Raw genomic sequence first — 21,949 nt, 5'->3', positions numbered from 1 at the left:
CCTACGACACCAACCCGGTCAGCGGGTTGAATTGGTCAGGCGGGGAATCCGGACGCCCATCTTGATGGCCTCCTCGTAGTGCTCCACCAGCTGGCCGCAGATGAAGGGCCAGGTGCGGTACTCCACATTGGCCCGCGCCGTGCGACCGAAGGCCTGGCGCTTGAAGTCATCGCCCACCAGGTCCAGCACGTGGCCCCGCAGCTGGTCCAGACGTCCGGGCTCGTACAGCCAGCCATTGTGCGAGGGCTTGACCAGGTCGATGGGGCCGCCGCGTCGCGGTGCGATGACCGGAAGTCCGCTTGCCTCCGCCTCCTGGATGGACTGGCCGAAGGTCTCCAGTTCGCCGGTGTGGACGAACAGGTCGAAACTGGCCAGGCAGCGGGGCAGCTCCTCGCCGCCCTTCATGCCGAGGAAGATGGCGCCGGGCAGCTGCTGCTCCAGCTCGGCCCGGCTCGGGCCGTCGCCGATGATGACCAGCTTGATGCCGGGGATGTCGGCGATGGCGGACAGGTCCTGGACCCGCTTCTCCGCGGCCAGCCGGCCCATGTAGCCGACGATCTTCTCGCCATTGGGTGCCCATTCGCGGCGCAATTCCTCGTCGCGCCTGTCCGGGTGGAAGCGCACCGAGTCCACGCCACGCGCCCAGATCCCCACCCGCGGGATGCCCTGTTCCATCAGCTGGTCACGCGCATAGGTGGAGGGCGCGAAGTTCAACGTGGCCAACTGGTGGGCCTGCCGCAGCCGGTACCAGAAGACCGGTTCCAGTGCGGGGAAGCCGTACTGGGTGGCGTACGTGGCGATCTCTGTCTGGTAGATGCCGACGCTCGGGATGTTCAGGCGGGCAGCGCTGAGGGCTGCCTTGTAGCCGATGGCGAAGGGGGCTGCCAGGTGCACCACGTCGGGCCGGAAGTCGGCCAGGGTGCGGTCGATCATGAAGCGCGGGGCGGTGTTGACGCGGACGTCGGAATATCCGGGCAGTCCGACGCTGGACAGCGTGACCACGGGGAAGCCCGCGTACTGCTTGGGGACCCGGCCGGCGGCGGCGGGTGCCAGGACGAGGGCCTCGTGGCCCTGGGCCTGCAGATGCTCGAGCATCCGCAGGACGGAATTGGTGACGCCGTTGACCTGGGGGAGGAAGGACTCTGCCGCAAAAGCAACTCTCACGTTTTCGATGGTAGACCCCACTTCCTGTGCCTCCGGACAGTCTGGGGAGACACCGGGCTGAACACTTCGCGATGGGTCTGAACGCGGGTTGACGAATCTGAACACCAGACGAACGGGGCAGGACACCACAGCCGGATCACAGGCTGGATTCGTGGTGAACACGCCCTGACTGGTAGTGTTGCCTCTCGGTTGGGCAATTCGTTCCCGAATGAGGGAGCGGTAGTTGGCCCACGACGCGAATCAGTTGCAGCTTGGATGAGGCGACCAATTCGCCCCGAGCGCCTGATGCCAAACATGGCTTCGAGTGCCATGTACCGTCGCCATCAATCTGCGTGAGAGCAAGTGCATGTTGGTGCGCCACGGTTCCTTGTGATGAACCAGCCATGATCGGCTGCCCCAACGGGCGTACTGCGCCCAGAGAAGTGAGTACCACCATGCCCCGTCCCACTCCGCACGGCCGCAAGGCGGCCAAGGCCCCCGGTTTCAAGCCCGCCAAGAAGGGCCCCAAGGGCTTCAAGGCTGATGGCGCCGCCAAGAACCGCTGGAGCGACGACAAGCGCGCTGCCTACGGCAAGGGCCCCCGCAAGCAGTGGGAGCCCCGCGAGGACCGTTCCTCCCGTGACGACCGCGCTCCCCGTCGTGACGACCGCACAGACCGTGCCCCCCGCGAGGGTGGCTACGAGCGTCGCGACGACTACCGCAGCGATGCTCCCCGCCGCAGCGACGCCAAGGGCCGCAACTTCACCGCCTACGAGCCCCGCGAGGGTGGCTTCGGTGGCCGCGCCCCCCGCAATGTCGAGCGTGGCACCGAGTCCCGCGGCTATGACAATCGCGGCGAGCGTCCCTCCGGTGACCGCGAGCGTCGTCCCTTCAACCGTGATGACCGCAGCCGCGACGATCGCGGGGGCTTCAAGCGCGAGGATCGCGGGGGCTTCAAGCGCGACGACCGCGGTGCCGGCCGTGACGACCGTGGCTTCAACCGCGAGGACCGCGGCGAGCGCCGTACCTTCAACCGGGACGAGCGCCCCGAACGTGGCCCCCGCAAGGAATACCGTCCCGCCCGCGCCTACGACGCGGCACCCCGCCCCAAGTGGGAGCCCCGCGCCGAGCGCAAGCCGTGGGACCGTCCCGAGCGCCCGAACCGCGAGGACCGTCCCCGCTTCCAGCGTGATGATCGTCGTGACGGTGTGCCCGCCGACGAGCGCACCTGGCGCGATGACAAGCCCCGTTTCGAGCGGGACGACAAGCCCCGTTTCCAGCGGGACGACAAGCCCCGCTTCGAGCGTGAGGAGCGTCATTCCTTCGACCGTCGCGAGGACCGCCCCGCCAGCGAGAACCTGGACCAGATGAGCTGGGAGGCCACCGACCTCGGCGAAGTCGATGACTCCGCCGTCGTCGCCACCGAGGGCTTCGCTGCCCTGGGCGTTCCCACAAAGCTCGTTGCCGCACTGGACAAGCAGGGCATCACCAGCCCCTTCCCGATCCAGACGGCCACCATCCCCGACGCCATCGCCGGGCGCGACGTGCTGGGCCGCGGCCAGACCGGCTCCGGCAAGACCCTGGGCTTCGGCCTGCCGATGCTCACCCGCATCGCGGCCGCCGAGTCGACCGGCGGAGCCCCCCGTGGCCTCGTCCTGGTGCCGACCCGCGAGCTGGCCTTGCAGTGCGCCGACGTGCTGGCCCCGCTGGCCAAGACCCTGCGCCTCGACCTCACGCTGATCGCCGGCGGCATGGGCTACGGCCCGCAGCTGCGCGCCTTCGAGCGTGGCGTCGACATCGTCGTGGCCACCCCCGGCCGCCTGATCGACCTGCTCGAGCAGGGTGCGGTGGACCTCTCCCAGGTCCTGGTCACCGTCCTCGACGAGGCCGACCACATGGCCGACCTCGGCTTCATGCCCGCCGTCACCACCCTGATGGACACCGTTCCCTCGGACGGTCAGCGGCTGCTCTTCTCCGCGACCCTCGACGGTGCCGTGGACAAGATCGTCAAGAAGTACCTGCACGACCCGATCACCCACGAGGTGGATTCCGACCGTGCGTCGGTGACGACGATGGAGCACGTGCTGCTGCACGTCCCGCCGCACGAGAAGAACCTGATCACCGCGGAGATCGCCAATCGTGAGGGTCGTTCGGTGCTGTTCTGCCGCACCCAGATGGGAACCAACCGCGTTGCCGAGCAGCTGCGCGCCGCCGGCGTGATGGCTGGTGCGCTGCACGGTGGCCTCACCCAGGGCGCCCGTACCCGCATCCTGGCGGCCTTCAAGGACGGCTCCGTGCCGGTCCTGGTGGCCACCGACGTCGCGGCCCGTGGCATCCACGTCGACGACGTGACCCTGGTGCTGGAGATCGACCCGCCGATGAACCACAAGGACTACCTGCACCGCGCCGGGCGCACCGCCCGCGCCGGCACCAAGGGCGTCGTGGCCTCCATCTGCCTGCCGCACCAGCGCCGCTCCATGCTGCGCCTGCTGGGTGCTGCCGGCGTCAAGGCCGAGCAGCTCAACGCCCACCCGGGCGAGGAGGAGCTGGCCGACAAGACCGGCGCGCGTCCGGTGGACGGTGTGCCGATCGAGGATGCCGAGTACGAGCGCATCATTGCCCCCAAGCGTGGCGGCGGCGCCCGCGGCCCGCGTCAGGGCGGCAGCCGTGGCGGCTTCGGCGGCCGCAGCCAGGGCGGCGGCTACCGCGGCCAGGGCGGCGGAGGACGTCGCTTCGGCGGCGACCGCGACCGTGACCGCGACCGTGGCGGACGTGGCGGCTTCGACCGTGCGGGCGGCGGTCGCAGCAACAACAGCGAGGGCTGGCGTCGCGATCGCTGATCGCGGCACCACAGCCCACCCCACACGACGTATTGTTGGACGACGTGAACAACCCTGAACAGGTTGACCTGCGCATCGCCGAGGCCGCTGACGCCCCGGCGATGCTGCACGTCATCCATGAGGCATTCGGTGCCCGGCCCGAGGTGGACCCGCCGGCCGCGGCCCTGTCGGACAGCCTGACCGACATCGAGTCCCGGCTGGCGGAGGCGCCCGGCGTCATCGCAGAGGTGGACGGCCGCATGGTCGGCTGTCTGTTGACCAGTCTGGACGGCGAGGTCGGCGGGCTGCACCGGGTCAGCGTGCTGCCCGGCCAGCGCACCCACGGGGTCGCGGCCGAGATGGTGCGCGGTGCCGGCGAGGTGCTCGTCGAGCTCGGGGCGCGACGCCTGGAACTACTGTGTCGCAAGGAATTCCCTGAGACCCGGGCATGGTGGACCAATCACGGCTTCCGGGTGCTGCGGGAGGCCCCGCTGGGCCATGTGATGGGTGCCGACCTGCCCGCGCTCGTGGATGTGCCCACCGGGGAGCAGATGCAGGACTTGGGCCGTCGTCTGGCCGGGCTGCTGCGCGCCGGGGACGTCGTCGTTGCCTCCGGTGACCTGGGTGCCGGCAAGACCACCCTGACCCAGGGGATCGGTGCCGGGCTGGACGTCGATGGCCCGGTCATCTCACCGACCTTCGTGTTGAGCCGCGTGCACCACAGCCGTGGCCAGGGGCCGGACTTGGTGCACGTCGATGCCTACCGCTTGGGTTCCGAGGCCGAACTGTTCGACCTTGATCTTGACCAGACCCTGCCCGATGCGGTGACGCTGGTGGAGTGGGGCGCCGGACTGGCCGAGGGACTGTCCAACTCGGTGCTGCAGATCGACATCCGACGCAGCCTGGACCCCGAGGACGAAACCCGAACCGTCTACCTGCAGGGCACCGGTGAGCGCTGGCACGGCGTGGACCTGCACACCCTGGGAGAGGAACTCTGATGGCCTGGACACTTGCCCTGGACACCTCCACGGACATCTGCCTTGGATTGGCCCGCGATGGTGAGATCGTCGCCAGCGATCGGATCGACGACCGTCGTGGCCATGCCGAGAAGCTGACCCCGGCGATCCAGGCGATGTGCCAGCGGGCCGGCATCACGCTGGCCGACATCACCGAGGTGGCCGTCGGCCTCGGCCCGGGTCCGTTCACCGGACTGCGGGTGGGCATCGTCACCGGCCACACCATCGCGTCGCTGGCCGGCACCCCGATGCATGGCGTGTGCAGCCTCGATGTCGTCGCGTGGCAGTGGGTCCACGCCGAGAATGCGCCGGCGGGGGAGTTCGTGATCGCCTCCGACGCGCGGCGCAAGGAGTTGTACTGGGCGCGTTATGACGCCGCTGGCCGGCGGATCGGTGAGCCGCAGGTGAGCGCCCCGGCCGAATTGCCCGACCTGCCGCTGGCGGGGCCGGGGTGCACCGCCTTCCCGGAGCTCTTTGCCGCCGGGGGGCCGGAGCGCTTGGACGCGGGCGTGCTGGCCGGCCACTGGCGCCAGCTGCCGGACGCCGGATCCGACGCCATGTACCTGCGCAAGCCCGACGCCGTGGCGCCAACCACCCGCAAGTCCACCCTGCTGAGCAGCAGTGGCAAGCGGTTGAGCCTCAAGCCCTTGGGGGGCAATCCATGATCTTCGGGGCGGGCCGCGAGGCCGATGTCGACGCCATCATGGAGCTGGAGTCCGGCGCCTTCCACCCGTGGGAGCGTTGGGGCCGCCAGTCCTGGCTGGACGAGATGCACGCCGATGACCGTTTCGTGATCACCGCACGCGACGCCGATGACCGGGTGATGGCCGCGGCCACCTTCCAGTGCGTGCCAACCCCGGATGGGGACCACCTGCGTGGAGGTGATGCGGACCTGCACCGGATCATGGTGGCTCGCCAGCACCGGGGCGAGGGCGCCGCCAAGCACATGATGCGGGCCGGCATGGAGTGGGCCCGGGCGATTGGAGCCGAGCGGATGCTGTTGGAGGTCCGCGAGGACAATGACGCGGCGATCGCCCTGTACGAGGGCTTCGGCTTCGGGCCGATCAGCCGTCGCGAGAACTACTACGGGCAGGGCGTGCACGCCACCCTGATGGCCGCGCCCCTTGCCCCACAGCGCCCTGCGGGCCTGAGTGATGATGGGTTGGACTGATGAGTGAACCGCTGATCCTGGGGATCGAGAGCTCCTGCGACGAGACCGGTGTGGGCATCGTGCGCGGCAACGAGCTGCTGGCCAATGAGGTGGCCAGCTCGGTGGAGCAGCACGTGCGTTTCGGTGGGGTGGTGCCCGAGGTGGCCTCCCGCGCGCACCTGGAGGCGATGGTCCCGGCGCTGGAGCGCGCTCTCGCCACAGCCGACGTCGACCTTTCCGAGCTGGACGGCATCGCCGTCACCGCCGGTCCTGGCCTGATGGGTGCCCTGGTGGTCGGGCTGGCCTCGGCCAAGGCGCTCGCCGCCTACACCAACAAGCCGCTCTACGGGCTGAACCACCTGGCCGGTCACGTGGCCGTCGACCTGCTGGACCACGGTTCGCTGCCGACCCCGGCGGGTGCCCTGCTGGTCTCCGGCGGGCACACCGAGCTGCTGGTGGTCAACGACATCGCCACCGACATCGTCCAGGTGGGTGGCACCATCGACGACGCCGCGGGGGAGGCCTACGACAAGGTGGCCCGCGTGCTGGGCCTGCCGTACCCCGGCGGCCCCGTGATCGACAAGGCTGCCCAGCTGGGTGACCCGAAGGCAATCCGTTTCCCGCGGGGCCTGACCACGCGCAAGGACCTGGAGAAGCACCGCTTCGACTATTCCTTCAGCGGGCTCAAGACCGCCGTCTCCCGCTGGGTGGAGACCCGCGAGCGCGACGGCCTGGACGTACCGCTGAACGACGTCGCGGCCAGCTTCCAGGAGGCGGCCTGTGACGTGCTCACCGCGAAGGCCGTCGACCTGTGCGAGCACCACGGGCTGACGCACTTCCTGATCGGTGGAGGCGTGGCCGCGAACTCCCGCCTGCGTGGTCTGCTGGAAGAACGGATGGCCGCGGCCGGCGTCGAGCTGCGCCGTCCTCGTCCGGGCCTGTGCACGGACAATGGCGCGATGATCGCCGTGCTGGGCTCCGAGGTGGTCAAGAAGGGCGGCAAGCCGTCCAGCATGGACATCGGTGCCAATTCCGGCCTGCCGATCTCCACGATCCTCGTCTGAGCCGTGGAGCGCGTCGCGCTCCGCTTCGACGACATCGTCGCAGGAACCTGCCGGCGCTTCGACGGGGAGTGCGAGGTGCTGCGGGCCGACGCCGCCCATGAGCTGCGTCCCGTTCTGGAAGAGGTCCGTTCCCGATTGGCCAGCGGAGCGACGCTGGCGGGTTTCCTGTCCTACGAGGCGGGTCAGGTGCTGGTCGCCCAGCCGGACGGGACTCGGTGGCATCAGCGTGACGAAGGGCGCTGCCCGGTGGCCTGGTTCGCGGTACTTCCCGAAGCTCCCCGAGCGGTGCCCGCGAGCTGGCCGACGCCTGAGAACAACCGTTACCACGTGGGCGAGTGGGAGCCTCAAGTGCGCCGCGGGCGGCATCTGGGTGACGTGGAGCAGGTTCGGGAGCGTATTGCCCGCGGAGACTTCTACCAGTGCAACCTGACCACCCAGCTGCAGTCCTCCTTCGCCGGTTCCGTGGAGGGCCTCTACCGGGACCTGGCGTTGGCCCAGCAGAGCGGCCACTGCGCCTTCATCGAGACCGACGACTTCGCCGTGGCCAGCGCAAGCCCGGAGCTGATGATGGCCTGGCGCGACGGCCGGGTGGCCTGCGAACCCATGAAGGGCACCGCCCCCACCGTCGCGGACGATTCCGGGGACCGTGCGGCGCGGGACGGGTTGCTGGCCAGCGAGAAGGACGTTGCGGAGAACGTGATGATCGTCGACCTGTTGCGCAATGACCTGGCGCGCGTGTGCGCGACGGGCAGCGTGGTGGTGAGCGACCTGTGCCGGGCCGAGCGGTATCCGACGGTCTGGCAGCTGGTGAGCCGGATCGAGGGCGAACTTCGCGCCGGACTGGACGCGGTCGACGTGCTGACGGCCCTGTTCCCGTGCGGCTCCATCACCGGGGCGCCGAAGCTCGCGTCGATGCTGGCCATCGACGAGTTGGAGGCCGGGCCGCGCGGCATCTACTGCGGCAGCATCGGGCTCTTCGACGCATCGGCCGGTTCGTTCAACGTCGCGATCCGCACGGCGAGCGTCGACAAGTCTGCCGGCACGGTGCGGTACGGCGCGGGTGGCGGGATCACCTGGAGCTCGGATCCGGCAGCCGAGTGGGACGAGCTGGTCACCAAGTCACGGGTGCTGGATGCCCTGCCCGCCGAACCGGTGCGCGTGCTGGAGACCGCCCGCTGGGATGATGATGACTTCCCGCTGCTGGAGCGGCACGTCGAGCGCGGGGTGCGGACTTGCCGAGAACTGGGTCTGGGCTGGACCGCCGAGCAGATCCGCGACGCCTTCCTGAGCGCCCGACCCACGCCGGGTGACGGTGCGGTGCGCGTGGCGCTGGGGGAGACGGGGGCCGACGTGACATCGCGCCCGGTACCGCGGATGGAGCGGGTGCGTCTTGCCCTGGCCGATCGTCGGGTGCGCAGTGATGACCCGTGGCGCTCCTGGAAGACGACGCACCGTCGGATCCTCGACGAGGCACGGGCCCGCCGTCCCGACGTGGACGATGTGGTCTTCCTCAACGAGCGGGGATTCGTGACCGAGACGTCGATTTTCACGATTGCGGCGCTGGTGGACGGTCAGTGGGTGACGCCGCAGGTGACCGACGGGTGCCTGCCCGGGGTGCTGCGCGCCCAACTGCTCGACGAGGGGCGCCTGGTGGAGCGGAGCCTCGTCTGGAAAGACCTGCTGCAGGCCGATGAACTGGCAGTGCTGAACTCCGTGCGTGGCTGGCTGCCCGCCGTCATCGCCTGAGGGTCGGACGGCGCTGGCCGACCCCACCCACGCTGCTCGAACACCAAGGCAAGGAGGATTCCGCCCAGGAATCAGAGTGTCCACAGCGGTACGTGGAGGGCTGGTCGGGTCCATTGGACCAGGAACCACCAGGCAGCGATGAAGACCACGAAGCCTGTGAGGAATGGCTTCCGGGAGGTGGTCCAGTGCGTGATCAGCTCGGTGTCCAGGCCCCACGCTGTCGCCAGCCCGGTGAGAGCGAGGGCGCCCAGGGTGATGCCGACCCGGCTCGAGAGGGTCGCGTGGCTCGGTAGGTAGATCCTGGAGGCGCCGATGGTGACCAGGTTCGGCAACATCCGACGGGCGAAGTTCGTCGCGGGTACGGGGCCTGGCCTCAGCTGGCGGGAATAGACAGTACGCCGCTCTAGTCAGGCGCGCTGCACAAATTGGCGCGCTACCCAAAACTCTTCGTGACGTGTGGGCCTTCCTCCGAAAGTCGTACCCAGGATTCCTGCCCCCGCGCGACGCGCGTCGAACCCCACAAGGGCAAGGATGTCGAGTGTGAACGACTCTCCTGCCGCCATCTCCCCGGTGCGACGCGTGCCCGGCATCGCGTGGGCCGCGGTGATCGCTGCCTGCTACGGCCTTGTGACGATGGCCGCCACTGCCTGGAGCTCAGGCTTCCCCGATCCGCTGGACCTCAGGTCACTGGGGGAAGCTGCACTGGTCGCGGTCGTGGTCCTGACCGCCTTCCTCGCGCTCATGCGCTGGCCGGTCGCCTGCTTCCTGGTGGTCTGCGTGGCCGTCTTCCAACTCCGCTTCATGAACCTGCCGGTGGGATTCGGCGTGGAGACCATGCTGATCCCGGCCGGCTACCACCTGGGCCGCCGAACCAGGACGTGGCCAGCCGTCATTCTGGCGATGGTTGCCACGGTTGTCGGCGTCGCCGCCTCAGCGGTCCAGTACCGCACCCAGCTGACCGCCACGGGTATGGACGGGGTGACCATGCCGCAGGACATGCACTATTCGGCGTCGATCATCCTCGGCTTCTTCACCGGCCACCTGCACGACGTCCTGCTCCCGGTGCTGGCCGGCATCGTGGTCAAGCGCCAACTGGTCAGGGCCGAGGCCGTCCAGGCTCGCGCCGTGGAGGCCAGGGCAGAGGCGGACGCCGCGTTGGTGGCCGCTCTGCGTGCGGACCGGGAGCGGCTGGCGCGGGAACTGCATGACCTGGCAGCGCACCACTCGACGGCCGCAGTCATCACCGCCAAGGCCGCACGCAAGGTGAATGCGCAGGACCCCGCGACGGCCGGGAACCTGATCGATGACGTCGTCACCGAGACCCAGGCAGCACAGTCCAGCCTGCGGCAGATGGTCCGAGTGCTGCACGACCCGGACGACGGGGTGCCATTGCACCCACAACCGCGGCTGGACGAGATCACGGCACTGGTCGGGCGCGCCCGACAGATCAACCCGGACATCGTGCTGGAGGCTGGTGATCTGACCGGGATCCCGGCCTCGGACTCGACAGCACTGGCCGCGGTGCGGATCGTGCAGGAGTCGTTGACCAATACCCATCGCCACGCCCCGGGTGCGCCGGTGACGGTCAGCGTCGAACGGGACGGCGACTGGCTCCTGGTGGAGGTGGTCAACGGACGCTCGTCGCGTCTGGTGGATGATGCAGGGCTGGGCATGGGCCAGGGGATCGCGGGCATGCGCCAGCGCGCAGGCCTTCTGGGTGGAAATCTGGAAGCCGGTCCGCACGGCCGCGGGTGGCGCGTGAGTGCCGAGCTGCCGCTCAATCCCGTCGAGGAGTCGCTGTGATCCGCGTGCTGATTGCCGATGACCAGGCCCTGGTCCGGCGTGGGCTGGCGCTCTTCCTGTCCGGTGAAGAGGATCTGGAGGTGGTGGGGGAGGCCTCCAGCGGACCCGACGCCGTGCGCCGAGCCAGAGCACTTGCCGCCGACGTGGTCCTGATGGACGTCCGGATGCCCGACGGCGACGGGATCACCGCCACCCGCGAGCTGGCCCAGCAACAGCCCCCGGTGGCGGTGGTCGTGGTCACCACCTTCGACCTCGACGAATACCTCTTCGGGGCGCTCGAAGCGGGGGCAGCCGGTTTCCTGCTCAAGGACTGCGAACCGGCCGAACTCGTCACTGCAGTGCGGGCCGCCGCGAGCGGGGAGGCCATGGTGCAGCCGCGGTTGACGCGACGGGTGATCGACGAGTTCGCACGTCGTCGGCCCGCCCCGGCGACAGAGATCACCGCCCAGCTCAGCGCACGCGAGCTGGAACTGGTCCGGGCCCTGTGCGAGGGCTTGAGCAATGCCGAGCTCGCGGAGCGACTGCACATCGAGGTGAGCACGGTGAAGACCCACCTGACCAGGATCTGCACCCGGCTCGGGGTTCGAGACCGGGTGCAGCTGGTGGTGTGGGCGTACCGGTGCGGCCTGGCGGGGTGACGCCGGGCCATACGGGTCAGCGGAGAGTCACCTGTCGCACAGCACCGGGGACTCGATGGCCACGGTCTTCTTGCCGATCTTGATCGCGCCGGCAGCCTGGACGCACGCGCCCTTGACTCCACTGATGGCTGCCGGGCCGGCGTAGCTGACGAAGTTGCCGGAGGCCACCACGTGGACGGCCGGCTTTGTTGCCGTCGCAGACTTCGCGGAGATCAGGGCGACGCTGGTCGGCAGCCGCTTGCCCTTGGTGATGCCGGCGTGCTTGAAGCAGGCGATCGCGGTCGTCTTGTTCTTGGCTTTGACGTGGATGGTCAGTTCGCCGGCCGGCTTGCCCGCGTGCTTGACCACCTGCCGGGAGATGACCGTGCCGGTGCACTTGACGCTGCTGGAACGGACCTGGCGCATCGGGGCACCGCCCGCGTAGTTCTTGAACGAGACGGCCTGTGCACTGACCCGGTTGCCCGTCTTCGGGGTGACGGGAGTCCAGGTGGCCTGGGCGGGGATGGCAGAGGCAAGCGCGAGGGCAGGCAGGGTGAGCGCCGAGGCGACGATGGCATGGATACGCATGCGGGGTTCCTTTCGAGGGATGGGTGGGTCTGCCGTCGCCGCGTCGAGACGGTCGTGTGACCCACATCGAAACCGTTGTGCCCGCCAAGGTCAGCGCGCCAGTGTTCTTGGCGAGAACTCACCATTTTCTTGGTTGCACGCCCCTCCCCGGCCACGCACTAGGCTTCCGGGCATGGCGCTCACCCCGATCATGACCACGCTGGCCTTCGTGCGGCACCCCGATGGAGAGCGCGTCCTGATGGTTCACCGCACGGCGCGCGCGGGCGATGAGCAGCTGGGCAAGTACAACGGGCTGGGCGGAAAGCTGGAGCCCGACGAGGACGTCGTCGCCTGCATCCGCCGCGAACTGCGCGAGGAGGCCCACATCGAGGCCACCGGGCTGCGGCTGCGCGGAACCGTCAGCTGGCCCGGCTTCGGCCGCAATGGCGAGGACCACTTCGGCTGCATCTTCGTCGTCGACGGCTTCACAGGTGACGTTCCGGAGGCCAATGAGGAGGGGAGCCTGAGCTGGGAGCGCATCGACGAGCTCGACCGGCTGCCCATGTGGGAGGGTGACCGACACTTCCTGCCGCTGGTCTTCGACGAGACCATCACCCAGTTCCACGGCTGCCTGCCCTATCAGGACGGCCGCCCCACCGGGTGGAGCGTGACGACGCTGTGAGCCTGCTGCACACCGATGAGGGCGCCCGGGCGCTGGCCGAGGCGATGGGGGAGAAGGATCCCGGCTCGCTGGCGGCGGCAACCCGCCTGCGTCGCAGTCACAGCCCGGAAATGGCTGCCGAGGCGCTGGGGCAGGCCCAGTTGCGGCACGCAGCGCGTGCCAAGTTCGGAGACCTGGCGCCGTCGCTCTTCTTCACCCACGATGCCCTCGAACAAGCCACCCGCCCCGTGGTCTCAGCCTGGCGCGCCCAACGACTCAAGGCCGAGGGCATCACGCGCGTGGTGGACCTCGGGTGCGGCATCGGGGCCGACTCGTTGGCCTGCCTGCGCGCTGGGGTCGACGTCGTGGCTGTGGAGCTGGACGAGACCACCGCCCAGCACGCCGCCGCCAATCTGTCGGGCGGCACCGTCCTCCATGGCGATGCCGTCACGCTGGCCCCCGAGCTCCTGGCTGATGCTGGCCCGGAGACCTGCGTCTTCATCGATCCGGCCCGCCGCACCGAGTCCGGTCGCACCTGGAAGGTGGAGGCCTTCACCCCGCCGTGGGACTTCGTGCTGTCCTTGCTGGACGGGCCGCACTCGACGGTGGTCAAGCTCGGGCCCGGCGTTCCCAAGCAATTGCTTCCCGAGGCCGTCGAGGCGCTCTGGGTGGCCGATCGCAATGATGTCGTCGAGTGCTCCCTGTGGCGCACACCCGGTGCGCGTCCGGGACACGGGGCCGTCCTGCTTGATTCCCGTTTCCCCGACCTGACGCAAGGGGTGAGGGTGGATGCCGCGCCACACGAGCCCCTCCCCGTGGCCCCGGTGGGTCGCTACCTGCTGGAGCCGCACGGGGCGGTGATTCGCGCCGGTGCCTTGGACCGAGTTGATCCGGATGCCTGGCTGCTGGACCCGCAGGTGGCCTACCTGTCCACGGACCATCCAGTGGACACGCCCCTGGCCACCTGTTTCGAGGTGCTGGAGGACCTGGACTTCAACCCCAAGACGCTCAAGGCCTGGGTGCGGGAACACCGCGTCGGAAGCCTGGAGATCAAGAAGCGGGCCATCGACGTCGACCCCGCGGAACTGCGCAAGAAGCTCCAGCCGAAGGGTCCCAACCAGGCAACCCTGGTGCTGGTCCGCACCCGGGAAGGTGCGCGTGCCCTCGTGGTGCGTCGAGTTGCGACCACGTCAACTGGCTGAAGAAATGGTGCGGTTGTCACGGCGTTGGCTCCGCTGACCCACGGGGCTGCTGGGCTGTCACCATGACGACCCCCCGACGTATTGCCCCGGTGCTGCTCTGCGGCGCACTGCTGCTCCCCGCCCTGACCGCCTGCGGTTCCGAGGAGAAGACCTTCGAGCGAGCCAGCGCGGCCGCCAGCACACCGGCGGGGTCCGGCTCGGCCGCGGCCTCCTCGGCCCCCTCGGTGTCGGTGGCCAGCCCAGCGGCCAGCGGGGGAGTGGCGCCATCTCAGGCGACCACACCCTCGGTCACGCAGTCCAGCACGCCCTCCGTCACCCCGTCGGCCAGTTCGTCAGCCGCTTAGGGGGATCCCGGCCAGTGGCGTTCCTGGCGGCTCACCACGACGGGGTGGGGCCCGGTGAAGATCGGGCAGCCGGTTCCGGAGGCCCTGAGGTCCTCCTTCACGCCGGCATGGGAGTGCATGGGTCCCATGTTCAAGGCGGAGGGGAAGGACGTCGTGATGGTCTTCACCAGCAATGGTCAACTCTCCGGTTCCGTGACGACCATCTCGATCCAGTCGACGGCCACCAGCACCCAGTCGGGTCTGACGCTGGGTGATTCGACGAAGAAGATGTTCCAGTTCTTCCCGGACATCTACGGCCACGAGCCGTACCACCATCCGGCCACGGGCCGTTCGTGGGGTGTTGACCAGCTGGGTGATGGTTCGTGGTCGATCTACTTCGAGAGTGACGCCGAGGTGATCAAGCACATCTCCGTGCAGGCCGACGACAAGGGATTCCAGCCGATCGGTGCGATCGGCCCGTGTGGCGCCCCGTAGGTTGGCGAACTTCATCCGGGGCTTCGCTGGCACTCGGCTTGAAGGAGTGCCAACGTCGGTATAGCTTGGTTCTTGGCACTCGCCCTAGGTGAGTGCCAACAGCCACGGGCGGCACCCGCGACGACGCCCCGGCTGGTAACCATGACCTTGAAGATCCCCCGCCGAGAATCTCGGCGCTACTAGTCAGAAAGGGGTTTGACGTGGCAGCCACGATCAAGCCGCTCGAGGACCGCGTCCTCGTCCAGCCGCTGGAAGCAGAGCAGACCACCGCCTCGGGCCTGGTCATTCCCGATACCGCCAAGGAGAAGCCCTCCGAGGGCAAGGTCATCGCCACTGGCCCGGGCCGTTTCGACGACCAGGGCAAGCGCATCCCGCTCGACGTTGCCGAGGGCGACGTCGTCGTCTTCAGCAAGTACGGCGGCACCGAGGTCAAGTACGACGGCCAGGAGTACCTGCTCCTGAACGCTCGCGACATCCTCGCCATCGTCCAGAAGTGATCTGTTTCGCGGCAAGGGGGACGACCCCCTTGAACCCCCGCGACACTCGCGCGCACCGCAGCTCGCAAGCTCGCGGCTGCGCTCGTGAGACGAAGAAGTGAGCAGTGCCGCGCCCGCCTCGCCCATCGGGCCGGGCGGGCGCGGCTCTCACACCCCAGCAAGAATCTCACTCCCCAGGAGTAATGAATGCCCAAGATCCTGCAGTTCGACGAGGAGGCCCGCCGCTCCCTGGAGCGTGGCGTCGACGTCCTCGCCAACACCGTCAAGGTGACCCTCGGCCCGAAGGGACGCTACGTCGTCCTCGACAAGAAGTGGGGCGCCCCCACCATCACCAACGACGGCGTGACCGTCGCCCGGGAGGTGGAGCTCGACGACCCCTACGAGAACCTCGGCGCCCAGCTCGCCAAGGAGGTCGCCACCAAGACCAATGACGTCGCCGGTGACGGAACCACCACCGCGACCGTGCTGGCCCAGGCCCTGGTCCACGAGGGCCTCAAGGCCGTCGCCTCCGGCTCCAACCCCGTCGGCCTCAAGCGCGGCATCGACAAGGCCGTCTCCGCCGTCGAGGACGAGCTGAAGCGCGTCGCCAAGCCCATCGAGACCACTGACGACATGGCGGCCGTGGCCACCATCTCCTCGCGCGACGAGGTCATCGGCAAGCTCATCGCCGACGCCTTCGACAAGGTCGGCAAGGACGGCGTCATCACCGTCGACGAGTCCAACACCTTCGGCACCGAACTCGAGTTCACCGAGGGCATGCAGTTCGACAAGGGCTACCTGAGCCCCTACATGGTCACCGACGCCGACCGGATGGAGGCCGTCCTGGACGACCCCTACATCCTGATCCACTCCGGCAAGATCAGCTCGATGAATGAGCTGCTGCCCGTGCTGGAGAAGGTCATCGAGGCCAAGGGCACGCTGTTCATCGTGGCCGAGGACGTCGACGGCGAGGCCCTGTCCACCCTCGTGGTGAACAAGATCCGCGGCACCTTCACCAGCGTCGCCGTCAAGGCCCCGGCCTTCGGCGACCGTCGCAAGGCCATGCTGGAGGACATTGCGATCCTCACCGGCGGCCAGGTCGTGGCCCCCGAGGTTGGTCTGAAGCTGGACCAGGTGGGTCTGGAGGTGCTCGGCCGCGCTCGTCGCGTGGTGGTCACCAAGGACAACACCACCATCGTCGACGGCGCCGGCGAGGCCGACGAGGTTGCCGGACGCGTCCAGCAGCTGCACGCCGAGATCGAGCGTTCCGACTCCGACTGGGATCGCGAGAAGCTGCAGGAGCGCGTCGCCAAGCTGGCCGGCGGCGTCTGCGTGATCCGCGTCGGTGCTGCCACCGAGGTGGAGCTCAAGGAGACCAAGCACCGCATCGAGGACGCCGTGAGCGCCACCCGTGCGGCCATCGAGGAGGGCATCGTCGCCGGTGGCGGCTCGGCCCTCGTCCACGCGTCGAAGGTCCTCGAGGGCGGTCTCGGCCTCGAGGGTGACGAGAAGGCCGGCGTGCAGATCGTCAAGAAGGCCGTCGTCGAGCCGCTGCGCTGGATCGCCGAGAACGGTGGCGAGCCCGGCTACGTCATCGTCTCCAAGGTGTCCGAGCTGGAGCCCGGCAGTGGCTACAACGGCCGCACCGGCGAGTACGTGAACCTGATCGAGGCCGGCGTCATCGACCCGGTCAAGGTCACCCGCTCCGCGCTGGCCAATGCCGCCTCGATCGCGTCGCTGCTGCTCACCACCGAGACCCTGGTGGTGGACAAGCCGGAGGATGCCGACGAAGAGGCCCACGGACACGCGCACTGACGCAAACCGTTGGCCCACAGGGCATCAGGAGGCCCCCGCTACGGCGGGGGCCTCGTGGCGTTCGCCGAAGGTTGCGGAGCGAGGCAATGCGTCGGGGTGATGGCTTAGGCTGTGCTGTGGCGAGGGCTTTCCACAATGAATGATCCTTTTCGGCCAGCTCCGTCGATCTGTGGAACGTTCAAGCCTTGGTACCAGCGGCGCATCCGCGCCCGACGAAAGCGACGCATCATGTCCACAACACCGGCCCCCTCGGCGGCCAAGCAGGCCCAGGCGCACGTCCAGCGCTTCGGCACCTTCCTCTCGGGCATGGTCATGCCCAATATCGGCGCCCTGATCGCGTGGGGCCTGATCACCGCTCTCTTCATTGAGAAGGGCCCCTTCCCGCTGGGCAAGATCGGCGGATTCGGCCAGTCGATGGTCGGCGGCAAGCTGGTTGACAACATCGGCATCGTCGGCCCCTCCATCAACTACCTGCTGCCGATCCTGATCGCCTTCCAGGGCGGCCGGATGATGTACGAGAAGAACCCCACGCGCGGTGGTGTCCTCGGCGCCATCGCGACCATGGGCGTCATCGCCGGTGTTCCCGGATACCCGATGTTCATCGGGGCCATGATCATGGGGCCGCTGGGCGGCTGGACCATGAAGAAGCTGGACGCTCTCTGGGACGGCAAGATCAAGCCGGGCTTCGAGATGCTGGTGAACAACTTCTCCGCAGGCATCTGGGGCACCATCATCGCGATCTTCGGCCTCTTCGCGGTGAGCCCGCTGGTCAAGATGCTGATGGACGTCCTGACCGTCGTCGTTCGCGTGTTGGTGCGCAACAACCTGCTGCCGCTGACGAGTGTCTTCATCGAGCCGGCCAAGGTGCTCTTCCTGAACAATGCCGTCAACCACGGTGTGCTGTCGCCGCTCGGCCTGGCCGAAGCCGCGGGCCCGGCCGGCAAGTCGATCCTCTTCCTGCTGGAGGCCAACCCCGGCCCGGGCATGGGCATCCTGCTGGCCTTCATGCTCTTCGGCAAGGGGGCAGCCAAGGCCACCGCGCCTGGTGCCGCGCTGATCCACTTCGTGGGCGGCATCCACGAGATCTACTTCCCCTACGTGCTGATGAAGCCAGCCCTGCTGCTGGCTGCCATTGCAGGCGGTGCCACCGGCGTGGCGACCAACATGCTGCTGCACACCGGGCTCAAGGGTCCGGCGGCTCCCGGCTCGGTCATTGCGATCTCCGCCATGGCCGGTGGCGACATCGCCAAGGTGTGGATTGCCATCATCCTGGCCACCATCGTCTCCTTCCTGGTGGCTGCGGTCATCCTCAAGATGGACAAGTCCAGCGACGGCGACCTCTCGAAGGCCACCGCAGACATGGAGGCCATGAAGGGCAAGAAGTCCTCGGTGGCCGGCAACCTCGTCGCCGCTCCCACGGGCGAGATCAAGAACATCGTCTTCGCCTGCGACGCCGGCATGGGTTCCTCCGCAATGGGCGCCTCGGTGCTGCGCAACAAGATCAAGGACGCCGGCTACGGCGACGTGAAGGTCACCAATGAGGCCATCGCGAACCTCAAGGACGTCTACGACATCGTCGTGACCCAGGAGACCCTGGCCCCGCGCGCCATCCCGAAGGTTCCCAGCGCCACCGTGCTGACCGTCGACAACTTCATGAACTCGCCTCGTTACGAGGAGGTCGTGGAGATGATCCGCACCCAGCGTTCCGGCTCCGCGGCTCCGGTCGCCCCGGTGGCTGCTGCGGCCACCGTCGGTGCCGCCGCTGCCCAGGACGAGGCCCCCGCGGCCGACATCCTGAGCACCGAGAGCATCCAGCTCGGCGCACGCGCGGTGGACAAGGGCGATGCCATCACCCAGGCCGGTCAGCTGCTGGTGGCCCGCGGTGCGGTGGACTCCGCCTACGTCGACGCGATGCACAAGCGTGAGGAGTCGGTCAGCACCTACATGGGCAACTTCCTGGCCATCCCGCACGGCACCAACGACGCCAAGGAGCACATCAAGAGCTCCGCGATGAGCTTCATCCGCCTGGACCAGCCGCTGGACTGGAACGGCAACCAGGTCAAGTTCGTCGTCGGCATTGCCGGCAAGAACAAGGAGCACCTGCAGATCCTGGGCAAGCTCGCCAAGATCTTCTCCAACAACGAGTCCGTGCAGGCCCTGGAGAACGCCAGCTCTGCTGACGAAGTGGCCGCGATCCTCGGAAAGGTCAATTCCTGATGAAGAAGGCAGTGCACTTCGGTGCCGGCAACATCGGCCGCGGTTTCGTCGGTCTGCTGTTGAACGAGGGTGGCTACCAGCTGACCTTCGCCGATGTCTCCGACGCGCTGATCGACCAGCTCAAGGCGGCCGACAGCTACGCCGTCCATGAGGTGGGCGACGGTGGCAAGGACCACGTCATCAGCGGCTTCGAGGCCATCAACTCCAAGACGGAGGCCGACGCGCTCACCGCGGCGATCGCCGAGGCGGACGTGGTCACCTGCGCCGTGGGCCCGAACATCCTCAAGTTCATCGCCCCGGCCATCCGCGCCGGCATCGACGCCCGTCCCGCGGATGCCCCGAAGATCGCGGTGATGGCCTGTGAGAATGCCATCAACGCCACCGACGGGCTCAAGGGATTCATCCTGGGCGACAACCCGGCCGACGTGGAGGCCAAGGCGGTCTTCGCCAACACGGCCGTCGACCGGATCGTCCCCAACCAGCCGGAGGGCATGGGCCTGGACGTCAACGTCGAGCCCTACTTCGAGTGGGCCATCGAGGAGCCGGCCTTCGGAGGCGACAAGCCCGAGATCCCCGGCGCCACCTGGGTGGAGAGCCTTGCGCCCTACATCGAGCGCAAGCTGTTCACCGTCAACACCGGCCACGCCGCCACTGCCTACTTCGGCTACGGCGCGGACATCGAGAAGATCTCCGACGTGCTGGCCCAGCCCGAACTGAAGGACAAGATCTACCAGGTGCTGGCCGAGACCAAGGCGCTGCTGGTGGCCAAGTATGGCTTCGAGCCGGAGGTCCAGGAGGCCTACGTCCAGAAGATCCTCAAGCGCTTCGCCAACCCGGAGCTGCCCGACACGGTGACCCGCGTCGGTCGTTCCCCGCTGCGCAAGCTGTCGCGTCACGAGCGTTTTGTCGGCCCCGCCGCCGAGCTCGCCGAGCGCGGCATGGAGTCGAAGGGTCTGCAGGCGGCCATGCTGGGCGCCATGCTCTTCGACGTCGCCGAGGATGCCGAGGCCGTGACGGTGGGCGAGATCCTCGCCGCGAACACCCCCGAGGCCGCGGTGAGCGAGCTCACCGGGCTGGACACCTCGCACCCGCTGTTCGCGCAGTTGGTCGAGGTTGCCACCCAGGCCAAGGCCCAGCGCGCCTGACCCACGCTGGCTGAGCCTGTCGAAGCCACGACTGCCGTCCCTCATCCGAGGGGCGGCAGTCGTCACGTCTGCAGCCGGTGGGAGCTGTCGATGGTGGCAGATAGGATGGGTCCATTCCCGAGCACGAAGGTGGTAACCGGTGTCCCAGAACGAGGCGTCCAACATCTCGACCAGCGAGCTGACCGGCTCCGGTGTCCCGGACAAGTTCCTGCCCCTCGGGCTGACCTATGACGACGTGCTGCTGCTGCCTGGGGAGACCGACGTCATCCCCTCCGAGGTGGACACCACCGCCCAGCTGACGCGCGGCCTGCAGATCCGCCTGCCGCTGATCAGCGCCGCGATGGACACCGTCACCGAAAGCCGGATGGCCATCGCCATGGCCCGCCAGGGCGGCCTGGGCATCCTGCACCGCAACCTGTCGATCGAGGACCAGGCCTACCAGGTGGACCTGGTGAAGCGGACGCAGACCGGCCGGATCACCAATCCCGTCACCATCGGCCCCGAGGCGACGCTCGAGGAGCTCGACAACCTGTGCGGGCAGTACCGCATCTCCGGTCTTCCCGTGGTGGACGCCGAGAACCACCTGCTGGGCATCTGCACCAACCGTGACCTGCGCTTCACCCCCGTCGACGAATGGGCCACCACCAGGGTCCGTGACGTGATGACCTCTTCTCCGCTGTTCACCGGCCGGGACGACATCTCCAACGAGGAGGCCACCGCGCTGCTGCGCCAGAACAAGCGCGAGCGCCTGCCCCTGGTGGACTCCGAGAACCGCCTGACCGGTCTGATCACCGTCAAGGACTTCGTGAAGTCCGAGCAGTTCCCCAATGCCAGCAAGGACTCCCAGGGCCGCCTGATGGTGGGCGCCGCCGTCGGCTACTTCGGCGACTCGTGGGAGCGGGCCACCCGGCTGATCGAGGCCGGCGTCGACGTGCTGGTGGTCGACACCGCCCATGGCCACGCCCGCCTGTTGCTGGACATGATCCGTCGCCTCAAGGCCGACGAGGCCACCAAGCACGTCCAGATCATCGGCGGAAATGTCGCCACCCGCGCCGGTGCCGCCGCCCTGTGCGAGGCCGGTGTCGATGCCGTCAAGGTGGGTGTGGGCCCCGGCTCCATCTGCACCACCCGCGTCGTCGCTGGCGTCGGCGTGCCCCAGGTCACCGCCGTCTACGAGGCCGCCCAGGCCTGCCGTCCCCTTGGTGTGCCGGTGATCGCCGACGGCGGTCTGCAGTACTCCGGGGACATCGCCAAGGCGCTGGTGGCCGGCGCATCCACCGTGATGGTCGGTTCCCTGCTGGCGGGTTGCGAGGAGAGCCCCGGCGAGACGGTCTTCATCGCCGGCAAGCAGTACAAGCAGTACCGCGGCATGGGATCGCTGGGTGCCATGAGCAGCCGCGGCAAGAAATCCTACTCCAAGGACCGCTACTTCCAGGCCGATGTCACCAGCGACGACCAGCTGATCCCCGAGGGCATCGAAGGCAATGTCCTCTACCGCGGCCCAGTGGGCCAGGTGGTGCACCAGCTGGTGGGCGGCCTGCACCAGTCCATGTTCTACGTCGGCAGCCGCAACCTGGACGAGCTGTACGAGCGTGGCCGTTTCGTGCGGATCACCCCCGCCGGGCTCAAGGAGTCCCACCCGCACGACGTCGCCAACATCGCCGACGCCCCCAACTACTCGCGCTGATCC

At 68.4% G+C, this 21,949-nt stretch carries 20 protein-coding genes; 17 read left to right on the top strand and 3 right to left on the bottom strand.

The genetic code is table 11. The features are described from left to right. Positions 1–18: 18 nt before the first annotated feature. The gene (locus EDD41_RS04995; RefSeq protein ID WP_123575170.1) at positions 19–1,164 is read right to left on the bottom strand and encodes a glycosyltransferase family 4 protein; all 1,146 of its coding nucleotides are present in this window, start codon (positions 1,162–1,164) and stop codon (positions 19–21) included. A 434-nt stretch (positions 1,165–1,598) separates the two neighbouring features. Between EDD41_RS04995 and EDD41_RS17390 the strand changes: the two genes are divergently transcribed. The 6 genes from EDD41_RS17390 to EDD41_RS04965 all read left to right on the top strand — a co-directional run bounded on the left by EDD41_RS17390 (position 1,599) and on the right by EDD41_RS04965 (position 8,938). Further along, positions 1,599–3,983, top strand: coding sequence for a DEAD/DEAH box helicase (locus EDD41_RS17390; RefSeq protein ID WP_123575169.1), 2,385 nt, complete (start codon positions 1,599–1,601; stop codon positions 3,981–3,983). Positions 3,984–4,084: 101 nt separating this feature from the next. After that, on the top strand, positions 4,085–4,960 hold the full coding sequence (gene tsaE / locus EDD41_RS04985; RefSeq protein ID WP_425454347.1) for a tRNA (adenosine(37)-N6)-threonylcarbamoyltransferase complex ATPase subunit type 1 TsaE: 876 nt from the start codon (positions 4,085–4,087) through the stop codon (positions 4,958–4,960). Beyond that, positions 4,960–5,643, top strand: a complete 684-nt coding sequence (gene tsaB / locus EDD41_RS04980; RefSeq protein WP_123575167.1) for a tRNA (adenosine(37)-N6)-threonylcarbamoyltransferase complex dimerization subunit type 1 TsaB — start codon at positions 4,960–4,962, stop codon at positions 5,641–5,643. Before tsaE ends, tsaB begins: the two co-directional genes overlap by 1 nt. After that, positions 5,640–6,149 (top strand): GNAT family N-acetyltransferase, encoded by a 510-nt coding sequence (locus tag EDD41_RS04975; RefSeq protein ID WP_123575166.1) that lies wholly within the window; start codon positions 5,640–5,642, stop codon positions 6,147–6,149. The genes tsaB and EDD41_RS04975 overlap by 4 nt, the downstream gene beginning before the upstream one ends. Continuing rightward, positions 6,149–7,192, top strand: coding sequence for a tRNA (adenosine(37)-N6)-threonylcarbamoyltransferase complex transferase subunit TsaD (tsaD, locus tag EDD41_RS04970; protein WP_094763943.1), 1,044 nt, complete (start codon positions 6,149–6,151; stop codon positions 7,190–7,192). The genes EDD41_RS04975 and tsaD overlap by 1 nt, the downstream gene beginning before the upstream one ends. Before the next feature lie 3 nt (positions 7,193–7,195). Further along, the gene (locus EDD41_RS04965) at positions 7,196–8,938 is read left to right on the top strand and encodes a chorismate-binding protein (protein ID WP_123575165.1); all 1,743 of its coding nucleotides are present in this window, start codon (positions 7,196–7,198) and stop codon (positions 8,936–8,938) included. Between the two features lie 71 nt (positions 8,939–9,009). On the opposite strand, the gene EDD41_RS04960 is transcribed toward EDD41_RS04965, so the two are convergent. Further along, positions 9,010–9,273 carry a hypothetical protein gene (locus EDD41_RS04960; RefSeq protein ID WP_123575164.1) on the bottom strand — a complete coding sequence of 88 codons (264 nt, stop codon included), beginning with the start codon at positions 9,271–9,273 and terminating at the stop codon, positions 9,010–9,012. 205 nt (positions 9,274–9,478) lie between these two features. Here EDD41_RS04960 and EDD41_RS04955 point away from each other — a divergent pair, with 205 nt between their 5' ends. Both EDD41_RS04955 and EDD41_RS04950 read left to right on the top strand, forming a co-directional pair. After that, positions 9,479–10,741 (top strand): sensor histidine kinase, encoded by a 1,263-nt coding sequence (locus tag EDD41_RS04955; RefSeq protein ID WP_170165252.1) that lies wholly within the window; start codon positions 9,479–9,481, stop codon positions 10,739–10,741. After that, on the top strand, positions 10,738–11,379 hold the full coding sequence (locus EDD41_RS04950; RefSeq protein WP_123575162.1) for a response regulator: 642 nt from the start codon (positions 10,738–10,740) through the stop codon (positions 11,377–11,379). Before EDD41_RS04955 ends, EDD41_RS04950 begins: the two co-directional genes overlap by 4 nt. Positions 11,380–11,406: 27 nt before the next feature. Here the strand turns inward: EDD41_RS04950 and EDD41_RS04945 are convergent, their stop codons facing one another. Then, a complete protein-coding gene (locus tag EDD41_RS04945) occupies positions 11,407–11,946 on the bottom strand; it encodes a hypothetical protein (protein ID WP_123575161.1) in 540 nt (179 codons plus the stop codon). Positions 11,947–12,118: 172 nt separating this feature from the next. Between EDD41_RS04945 and EDD41_RS04940 the strand changes: the two genes are divergently transcribed. From EDD41_RS04940 to guaB, 9 genes are all read left to right on the top strand, one after another. After that, on the top strand, positions 12,119–12,607 hold the full coding sequence (locus EDD41_RS04940) for an NUDIX hydrolase (protein WP_123575160.1): 489 nt from the start codon (positions 12,119–12,121) through the stop codon (positions 12,605–12,607). Further along, positions 12,586–13,788 (top strand): class I SAM-dependent methyltransferase, encoded by a 1,203-nt coding sequence (locus EDD41_RS04935; protein WP_245995541.1) that lies wholly within the window; start codon positions 12,586–12,588, stop codon positions 13,786–13,788. Before EDD41_RS04940 ends, EDD41_RS04935 begins: the two co-directional genes overlap by 22 nt. Before the next feature lie 62 nt (positions 13,789–13,850). Beyond that, positions 13,851–14,132 (top strand): hypothetical protein, encoded by a 282-nt coding sequence (locus EDD41_RS04930; protein WP_123575159.1) that lies wholly within the window; start codon positions 13,851–13,853, stop codon positions 14,130–14,132. Positions 14,133–14,249: 117 nt separating this feature from the next. Then, on the top strand, positions 14,250–14,606 hold the full coding sequence (locus tag EDD41_RS04925; protein WP_123575158.1) for a hypothetical protein: 357 nt from the start codon (positions 14,250–14,252) through the stop codon (positions 14,604–14,606). A 200-nt stretch (positions 14,607–14,806) separates the two neighbouring features. Then, on the top strand, positions 14,807–15,103 hold the full coding sequence (groES, locus tag EDD41_RS04920) for a co-chaperone GroES (RefSeq protein WP_094763953.1): 297 nt from the start codon (positions 14,807–14,809) through the stop codon (positions 15,101–15,103). A gap of 186 nt (positions 15,104–15,289) precedes the next feature. Further along, positions 15,290–16,897, top strand: coding sequence for a chaperonin GroEL (gene groL, locus EDD41_RS04915; protein WP_123575157.1), 1,608 nt, complete (start codon positions 15,290–15,292; stop codon positions 16,895–16,897). Positions 16,898–17,125: 228 nt separating this feature from the next. Then, positions 17,126–19,114 carry a PTS mannitol transporter subunit IICBA gene (locus tag EDD41_RS04910; RefSeq protein WP_123575156.1) on the top strand — a complete coding sequence of 663 codons (1,989 nt, stop codon included), beginning with the start codon at positions 17,126–17,128 and terminating at the stop codon, positions 19,112–19,114. Continuing rightward, positions 19,114–20,259, top strand: a complete 1,146-nt coding sequence (locus EDD41_RS04905; RefSeq protein ID WP_123575155.1) for a mannitol-1-phosphate 5-dehydrogenase — start codon at positions 19,114–19,116, stop codon at positions 20,257–20,259. Before EDD41_RS04910 ends, EDD41_RS04905 begins: the two co-directional genes overlap by 1 nt. A 139-nt stretch (positions 20,260–20,398) precedes the next feature. Then, positions 20,399–21,946, top strand: a complete 1,548-nt coding sequence (gene guaB, locus EDD41_RS04900; protein ID WP_281273088.1) for an IMP dehydrogenase — start codon at positions 20,399–20,401, stop codon at positions 21,944–21,946. The last annotated feature ends 3 nt before the right edge of the window (positions 21,947–21,949 follow it).

It is taken from the genome of Luteococcus japonicus, from assembly GCF_003752415.1.
Taxonomy (GTDB): domain Bacteria; phylum Actinomycetota; class Actinomycetes; order Propionibacteriales; family Propionibacteriaceae; genus Luteococcus; species Luteococcus japonicus.
This window is presented reverse-complemented; position numbering and strand designations above follow the sequence as displayed.

Coding starts and splice junctions, on each gene's coding strand:
- EDD41_RS04975 (WP_123575166.1), top strand. CDS start 5,640: ATGATCTTCGGGGCGGGCCGCGAGGCCGATGTCGACGCCATCATGGAG.
- EDD41_RS04910 (WP_123575156.1), top strand. CDS start 17,126: ATGTCCACAACACCGGCCCCCTCGGCGGCCAAGCAGGCCCAGGCGCAC.
- EDD41_RS04930 (WP_123575159.1), top strand. CDS start 13,851: ATGACGACCCCCCGACGTATTGCCCCGGTGCTGCTCTGCGGCGCACTG.
- EDD41_RS17390 (WP_123575169.1), top strand. CDS start 1,599: ATGCCCCGTCCCACTCCGCACGGCCGCAAGGCGGCCAAGGCCCCCGGT.
- EDD41_RS04940 (WP_123575160.1), top strand. CDS start 12,119: ATGGCGCTCACCCCGATCATGACCACGCTGGCCTTCGTGCGGCACCCC.
- tsaE (WP_425454347.1), top strand. CDS start 4,085: ATGCTGCACGTCATCCATGAGGCATTCGGTGCCCGGCCCGAGGTGGAC.
- EDD41_RS04945 (WP_123575161.1), bottom strand. CDS start 11,946: ATGCGTATCCATGCCATCGTCGCCTCGGCGCTCACCCTGCCTGCCCTC.
- EDD41_RS04960 (WP_123575164.1), bottom strand. CDS start 9,273: ATGTTGCCGAACCTGGTCACCATCGGCGCCTCCAGGATCTACCTACCG.
- tsaB (WP_123575167.1), top strand. CDS start 4,960: ATGGCCTGGACACTTGCCCTGGACACCTCCACGGACATCTGCCTTGGA.
- EDD41_RS04905 (WP_123575155.1), top strand. CDS start 19,114: ATGAAGAAGGCAGTGCACTTCGGTGCCGGCAACATCGGCCGCGGTTTC.
- EDD41_RS04925 (WP_123575158.1), top strand. CDS start 14,250: ATGGGTCCCATGTTCAAGGCGGAGGGGAAGGACGTCGTGATGGTCTTC.
- tsaD (WP_094763943.1), top strand. CDS start 6,149: ATGAGTGAACCGCTGATCCTGGGGATCGAGAGCTCCTGCGACGAGACC.
- groL (WP_123575157.1), top strand. CDS start 15,290: ATGCCCAAGATCCTGCAGTTCGACGAGGAGGCCCGCCGCTCCCTGGAG.